This is a genomic window from Collinsella aerofaciens ATCC 25986 (assembly GCF_964259375.1).
In the GTDB taxonomy this organism is placed as follows: domain Bacteria; phylum Actinomycetota; class Coriobacteriia; order Coriobacteriales; family Coriobacteriaceae; genus Collinsella; species Collinsella aerofaciens_BO.
Genome location: NZ_CAXVJM010000016.1, coordinates 37,659 through 44,968 on the forward strand (window position 1 = coordinate 37,659; position 7,310 = coordinate 44,968).

General features: G+C 62.0%; 4 protein-coding genes and 3 tRNA genes. All 7 read left to right on the top strand.

The genetic code is table 11. The features are described from left to right. Positions 1-3 precede the first annotated feature (3 nt). Positions 4-1,110, top strand: a complete 1,107-nt coding sequence (recF, locus tag ACEXKH_RS07815) for a DNA replication/repair protein RecF (RefSeq protein ID WP_373573697.1) — start codon at positions 4-6, stop codon at positions 1,108-1,110. Further along, complete coding sequence (locus ACEXKH_RS07820) at positions 1,097-1,660, top strand: DciA family protein (protein ID WP_373573698.1); 564 nt, start codon at positions 1,097-1,099, stop codon at positions 1,658-1,660. The genes recF and ACEXKH_RS07820 overlap by 14 nt, the downstream gene beginning before the upstream one ends. 105 nt (positions 1,661-1,765) lie before the next feature. Continuing rightward, entirely contained in the window at positions 1,766-3,796 is a 2,031-nt protein-coding gene (gene gyrB / locus ACEXKH_RS07825; RefSeq protein ID WP_373573699.1) for a DNA topoisomerase (ATP-hydrolyzing) subunit B, read from the top strand. Positions 3,797-4,004: 208 nt separating this feature from the next. Then, on the top strand, positions 4,005-6,716 hold the full coding sequence (gene gyrA / locus ACEXKH_RS07830; RefSeq protein WP_373573706.1) for a DNA gyrase subunit A: 2,712 nt from the start codon (positions 4,005-4,007) through the stop codon (positions 6,714-6,716). Positions 6,717-7,011: 295 nt separating this feature from the next. Next, positions 7,012-7,088, top strand: a tRNA-Ile gene (locus ACEXKH_RS07835). A 67-nt stretch (positions 7,089-7,155) separates the two neighbouring features. Continuing rightward, positions 7,156-7,231, top strand: a tRNA-Ala gene (locus ACEXKH_RS07840). A 4-nt stretch (positions 7,232-7,235) separates the two neighbouring features. Then, positions 7,236-7,309 (top strand) — tRNA-Ile (locus ACEXKH_RS07845). The last annotated feature ends 1 nt before the right edge of the window (position 7,310 follow it).

Sequence of the window (7,310 nt, forward strand, 5' to 3'; positions counted from 1 at the left end):
CCCATGACCATGTTCGCACGCGATCTTTCCGTTGCGCGCTATCGCAGCTTCGACAGTTACCGCCTTGCCCTGAGCGACGGCGTGACAGTGCTCGCAGGCCCCAACGCGGCGGGAAAGACCAACCTCATAGAGGCGCTGCAGCTGCTGACGAGTGGCGCCTCGTTTAGGCATCCGACCGCAGCCGAGCTCGTGCACGACGGCGTGGGCTCATGCAAGGTCGAGCTGAGGCTCGAAGGTGACGGGCGCGTGCTGGACATGGGGCTGAGCGTGGAAGATGGCAAGCGTTCGTTTAGCCGCAACGGCAAGCGCTGCGCTGCGTCCGGCGTGCACGGGGTACTGCCGAGCGTTCTGTTTTGCCCGGACCACCTGGATATGGTCAAGCGGGGTGCCAGCGTGCGCCGCACCGCACTTGATGATTTTGGCGTTCAGCTGAGTGCGCGCTATGCCGATTTGGCTAGCGCCTACGGGCGCTGCGTGACCCAGCGCAATGCCCTGCTCAAGGAGACCTGGTGCTGCCGCGAGATGCTCGGCGCCTGGAACGAATCTATTGCCCGCGCCGGTTCGGCCCTGCTCGTGCATCGTCTGGCCCTGCTCGACCGGCTGTCGGGCCATGTGCGCGACGCCTATGGTCGCGTGGCATCCGGCGAGTCCGCCGGCGTGTCCTATGTGTCCACGCTTGGCGACCTGCCTCGCACCGAGGATCGCGACGAGCTCAGGGGCTGGGCGTATGAGCACATGCTCTCGGCGCTCGATGAGCGCGCCGACGAGGAGATCCGCCGCGGCGTGACGCTCGTGGGTCCGCATCGCGACGAGATTGAGTTTTCCGTCGCGGGTCGATCGGCCCGTTCATTTGCCAGCCAAGGGCAGCAGCGAACGCTGGTGCTTGCCTGGAAGGTGGCAGAGGTGGCAGTGGCGCGTGATATCTTGGGCACCGCGCCGCTGCTGCTCTTGGACGACGTGATGAGCGAGCTCGACGCCGGGCGCCGAGGCGCTTTCCTGCAGCTGATCGGTGATGATATCCAGACGGTCATAACCACCACCAATCTAGGGTATTTTACCGATGACCTGCTTGATCGAGCCAAGGTGGTGAGCATGGGTGAGACGTGCTAATTACGAGTGCGAGAACGGAACGGTTGCCTTTGGCGGCTTTTTGGATGCCGAGCGTCAGCGCATCCTGGCGGCCGCGACACCTGAGCGCCGCGCGCAGATGGAGGCTGCAGAGGAATCTCGTGCAGTCTATCGCGCCTGGAATGCGGTGTGCTCGGGCACGCGTGAGGGACGCCATGTGACCGGTCTGCGCTACCTGCCCGAGTCCAACGAACTGCTGGTGTACCTCGATTCGCCCTCATGGACGCAGGAGATGACGCTTTTGCGCGAGATTATCCGCGCGCGCATGGAGCGTGCCGGCGCGCACGTCGATGGGCTGGTGTTCAAGACGACCGCCCCCGGCCACACACCGCCCGCTGCAAAAGAGCGCCTGCGTCCGGCCGTGGCCGAGCGTCCGCCGGCTCCGCATGCCGACCTCAGCGATGCCGAACGTGCCGAGATCGAGCACCAAGTGGCACCCATCGAGGACCAAAAACTGCGCGAGGCCCTCGAGAACGCCATGAGAGCCAGTGCCGAGTGGGCCAAGGGCGTGCAGAGCAAAAAAGAGCCTTAAATCGCATCTGGTGGCCTTGTAGAGCCAAATACCCTCGTCCCCGAGGGTATTTTTTTACGATAAACTAGTAAGGCTGTACACATTTTCTTAACTGAAGGAGGACGTGTGGCAAACGAAAACGATTACGATGGCGGCGAGATTAAGATTCTCGAAGGTCTCGAGGCCGTTCGTAAGCGCCCGGGCATGTACATTGGCTCGACGAGCGCCAGCGGTCTTCATCACCTGGTGTGGGAGATCGTTGACAACTCCGTCGACGAGGCCATGGCCGGTTTCTGCACCGAGATTCAGGTGACGGTCCACGCCGACAACTCCATCACGGTCGTCGACAACGGGCGCGGCATCCCCGTCGACGAGCATCCTATCAAAAAGATCCCGACGCTCGAGGTCGTCATGACGATCCTGCACGCCGGCGGTAAGTTCGATAACTCGGCCTACAAGGTCTCGGGCGGCCTGCACGGCGTGGGTATCTCCGTCGTCAACGCCCTGTCCAAGCGCGTGGTCGTGCAGGTATGCCGCGATGGCAACATCTACGAGATGGAGTTCTCGCGCGGCAAGACCGTCAAGAAGATGGAGGTCGTGGGCACCTCGACCTCGACGGGCACCACTGTCAGCTTCTGGCCCGACGACGAGATCTTCGAGACCTGCATCTACGATTTCGACACGCTGCACAACCGTCTGCAGGAGACGGCATTCCTCAACAAGAACCTCAAGATCGTGCTGACCGACGAGCGCGAGGCGACTCCCCATGTGGAGGAGTTTTGCTATGCCGGCGGCATCATCGATTTCGTCAAGTTCCTCAACGAGGGCAAGGATGTCCCCGAGGCCTTTAAGGAGCCCATTTATATTGAGGGCAAATCGGATCCGGATGCGCCCGTGACCAAGATGGGCGAGGTCGAGGTGTCCTTGCAGTGGAATAGCGGCTACGGTGAGAACGTCATGTCGTTTGCCAACGACATCTACACCCCCGAGGGCGGCATGCACCTTGAGGGCTTCCGTACCGCACTCACCCGCGTGATTAACGATTACGCTCGCAAGCAGAACCTGCTCAAGGAAAAAGACGCCAACCTGACCGGCGACGATGTTCGCGAGGGCCTATCGGCTGTTATCTCGGTCAAGCTGCCCGATCCGCAGTTTGAGGGCCAGACCAAGGCCAAGCTCGGCAGCTCCTATATGCGCGCGCTGACGCTCAAGATCATGACCGACGGTCTGGCCGATTACCTCGAGGAGCATCCCAAGCCCGCTCGCGAGATCGTCAAGAAGGCCCAACAGGCCTGCAAGGCGCGCAACGCCGCCCGCAAGGCGCGCGAGGCGACCCGCCGCAAGAGCCTGCTCGAGACGGCATCGCTGCCCGGCAAGCTCGCCGACTGTTCGGTGCGCGACGCTGAGCTCACCGAGCTCTTTATCGTAGAGGGCGACTCGGCAGGCGGCTCGGCCAAGGACGGCCGCCGCCGAGACATCCAGGCGATCCTGCCCCTGCGCGGCAAGATTCTGAACGTCGAGCGCGTGGGCGATCATCGTGCGTTTTCGAGCGACACCATCCAGTCACTCATCACTGCGATCGGCTGCGGCGTCACGACGAGCGCCGGCGACGGCGGCGACTTCGATATTACCAAGGCTCGCTACCACAAGATCATCATCATGACCGATGCAGACGTCGACGGCGCGCACATCCGCATCCTGCTGCTGACGTTCTTCTACAAGTACATGCGCCCGTTGATTGATGCCGGCTACGTGTACGTCGCGTGCCCGCCCATCTTTGGCATCAAGGTGCGCAACAAGATTCACTACGTGTATCCCAACGGCCGCCAGCCCGAAGACGAGATCCTGCGCGACACCATCCAGAGCCTGGGACTGAACCCCGACGACAACGACGAGGACGGCAAAGCCAAGGACGGCAAGATCACTAAGAAGCGCAAGGGCTACACCGTCCAGCGCTATAAGGGCCTGGGCGAGATGGACCCCAAGCAGCTTGCCTCGACGACGATGGACCCCAAGACCCGCATTCTGCAGCGCGTGTCGATCGAGGACGCCGTGGTGGCGGACCGCGCCGTGCGCGAGCTCATGGGTTCCGAGGTCGGCTACCGCCGCGAATATATCGAGAAGCACGCACATGACGCACGCTTCTTGGACGCCTAGCTTTCCCAGGCACCCCATCTTGCCCTTCAGGATTTCGGGCGCCGCACGCAAGGCGTGCGCCCTCATCCTTCAGGGCAACCTGGGGTGCCTGGAAAACCTAGGAGGGTTATCCGGTGTTCCCGGTAATCCGTCTCCGTGGTAGGGAACTAATGGACCACGCAAACCATGAGGAGGTAACGTGGCAGACGATATCAACAATAACGAGGGTATGGGCGAGGCCGGCGACGCCGGCATGCCCGACGATCTGAAGCGCCTGCTTGCCCGTGCTGAGCAGGGCGAGGATGGCGACCCGGACGCCTATAACCCCGATGCCGATGATGATGAGGAAGAAGACGACGACGGCGAGCTCGAGGAGAGCTTTGGCGAAGTCGACCGTGGTGCCTCGGCCGGAGAGGATATCAACGGTGGCCAGCTCCAGATTTCGGAGTTCGGCCGTGAGATGAAGCAGTCGTTTATCGAGTACTCGATGTCGGTCATCACGGCGCGCGCCCTGCCGGACGTGCGCGATGGCTTAAAGCCGGTACACCGTCGCATCCTGTACGCAATGAACGAGAGCGGCATCTACCCCAACCGTCCGCACAAGAAGTCGGCCTGGACGGTCGGCGAAGTTATCGGTAAGTACCATCCGCACGGCGACTCCGCGGTCTACGAGGCCATGGTCCGCCTGGCACAGTGGTTCTCCATGCGCACGCCGCTCATTGACGGTCACGGCAACTTCGGCAACATCGACGGCGACGGCGCCGCCGCCATGCGTTACACCGAGAGCCGTCTGGCAAAGCCCGCCATGGAGCTCCTGCGCGACTTGCAGAAGGACACCGTCGACTGGCAGCCCAACTACGACGAGTCGCTCGCCGAGCCCCAGGCACTGCCCGCGCGTTTCCCCAACCTGCTGGTCAACGGCAGCCAGGGCATCGCCGTCGGCATGGCCACCAACATCGCCCCGCACAACCTCACCGAGGCGATCGAAGCCACGTGCTACCTTATCGACAACCCCGACGCCACCGTCGACGAGCTCATGCAGATCATGCCCGGTCCGGACTTCCCCACCGGCGCCATCATCATGGGCAGTGCCGGCATTAAGCAGAGCTACGAGACCGGCCGCGGCTCCATCACCGTGCGCGCCAAGGCTCACGTGGAATCCACCAAGACCGGTCGCAGCCGCCTGGTCTTTACCGAGATCCCCTACATGGTCAACAAGGGCACCCTGCAGGAGAAGATCGCCCAGCTCGTGAACGACAAGCGTATCGAGGGCATCTCGGACATGCGCGACGAGTCCAACCAGAAGGGCATCCGTCTGGTCATCGAGCTCAAGAAGGGCGTCATTCCGCAGGTCGTACTCAACAACCTGTACAAGTACACCTCGTTGCAGACGACCTTCGGTGCCAACAACCTGGCGCTTGTCAACGGCGTTCCAAAATGCCTGAGCCTGCGCGAGATGCTGCAGCACTACATCGACCACCAGGTCGACGTCGTCACCCGCCGCACCCGCTTTGACCTCAAGAAGGCCCAGGCGCGTGCCCATATCCTCGAGGGCTACCTGATGGCTCTCGACCATATCGACGAGGTCATCAGCATCATCCGCTCCTCGCAGACCGACTCTGAGGCCAGCAGTCGCCTGATCGAGCGCTTTGGCTTTACGCCCGAGCAGACTACGGCCATCCTCGAGATGAAGCTCCGCCGCCTGACCGGCCTGGAGCGCGACAAGATTCAGGAAGAGCTGGACGGCTTGCGTCGCGCCATCGCCTACTACGAGGACCTGTTGGCGCACGAGGAGAAAATCCTGGGCGTCATCAAGGAAGAGATGCGCGAGATTTCCAAGAAGTTCGGCGACAAGCGCCGCACCGAGATCAGCCATGTCGAGAAGGACCTGGACGTCGAAGATCTGATTGCCGACGAGGACATGGTCGTGACCATCACCCACACCGGCTACGTCAAGCGCATCCCGGTGGCCGCCTATCGCGCCCAAAAGCGCGGCGGCAAGGGCGTGTCGGGCGTCAACCTTAAAGAGGACGACGTTATCGACGAGATGTTTATCGCATCCACGCACGAGTACGTGCTGTTCTTCTCGAGCAAGGGTAAAGTCTATCGCCTGAAGGTGCACGAGCTGCCGGTTGGCACGCGCCAGGCGCGCGGCACCGCGATCGTCAACCTGCTGCCTTTCGAGGAGGGCGAGAAGATCGCGAGCGTCATCAGCTGCCGCGAGTTCCCCGCCGACGAGTACCTGATGTTTGCCACCAAGAGTGGCATGGTCAAGAAGACCGTGATGAGCGCCTACGACCGTAGCCGCCGCGACGGCCTGATCGCCATCAACCTGAGGGACGACGACGCGCTGCTCGCTGTGCGTCGCGTGCGCGAGGGTGACAAGATCATCATGGCAACCACCGCGGGCAAGGCGATTATGTTCCCCGAGGATCAGGTGCGCGCCACCGGTCGCGATACCAGCGGCGTTCGCGGCATCGGCATGAAGGACGGCGTGAGCGTTCTGGGCATGGAGGTTACCAACGGCAACGGTGACCTGTTTGTCATTACCGAGCGCGGCTACGGCAAACGCACGCCGGTCTCGGATTACCCGGAGCAGAACCGCGGCGGCCAGGGCGTCTACACCATCCAAATGACCGAGCGTAAGGGTAACCTCGCGGCCATGAAGACGGTGGGCCCGCAGCACGAGCTGTTCATCGTGACGGAGGGTGCGACGGTCATTCGTGTCAAGACCGACGAGATCAGCCAGACCGGCCGCGCCACCCAGGGCGTCAAGATGATGGCCGTCGACGACAACGACCGCATCTGCGCCGTAGCCCGCATGACGGCCGCCAAAGAGAAGCCCGAAGGCGAAGCCACCGAGGCCGCAGCCGACGCCGAAGAGGCCCCAGTCGACCTAGGCGACGGCGACGACATGCCAGAAGATCTCCTCGACGAGTAAGAGGAACTAGCTGGTAGGAAATATCAGACCCCATATATCGGCGGTCGGCGCACCTGCGCGCCGACCGCTTTTTTGACAATCTTGGACCCCGTGCCCGCCGAGCGGGTGAGATGGGTTAGGTTTGTCGCGAGTTCCGCACGCAAAGAAGGCCACTTAATGTGGCCTTCGTCTTGCGCAGGACTGTCCGAGCAGCAAACCTAACCCATCTCGCCCGCTCGGCGGGCACCCTCCAAAGTTTTTCAAAAAAGTTGTTGACGCGCGCGTAACGACTCGTCTAATATATCCCTTGCGCGATGGACCTGTAGCTCAGTTGGTTAGAGCGTCCGGCTGATAACCGGGAGGTCACAAGTTCGAATCTTGTCAGGTCCACCACTTTCTTTCGCAATAAACACCCCAGCGAGAGCCGAGTCGCCGCTGGGGTGTTTATTACTTTCTCCGTGGGGGTTTAGCTCAGCTGGGAGAGCGCGGGCTTTGCAAGCCTGAGGTCAGGGGTTCGATCCCCCTAACCTCCACCATGATGGACCTGTAGCTCAGTTGGTTAGAGCGTCCGGCTGATAACCGGGAGGTCACAAGTTCGAATCTTGTCAGGTCCAC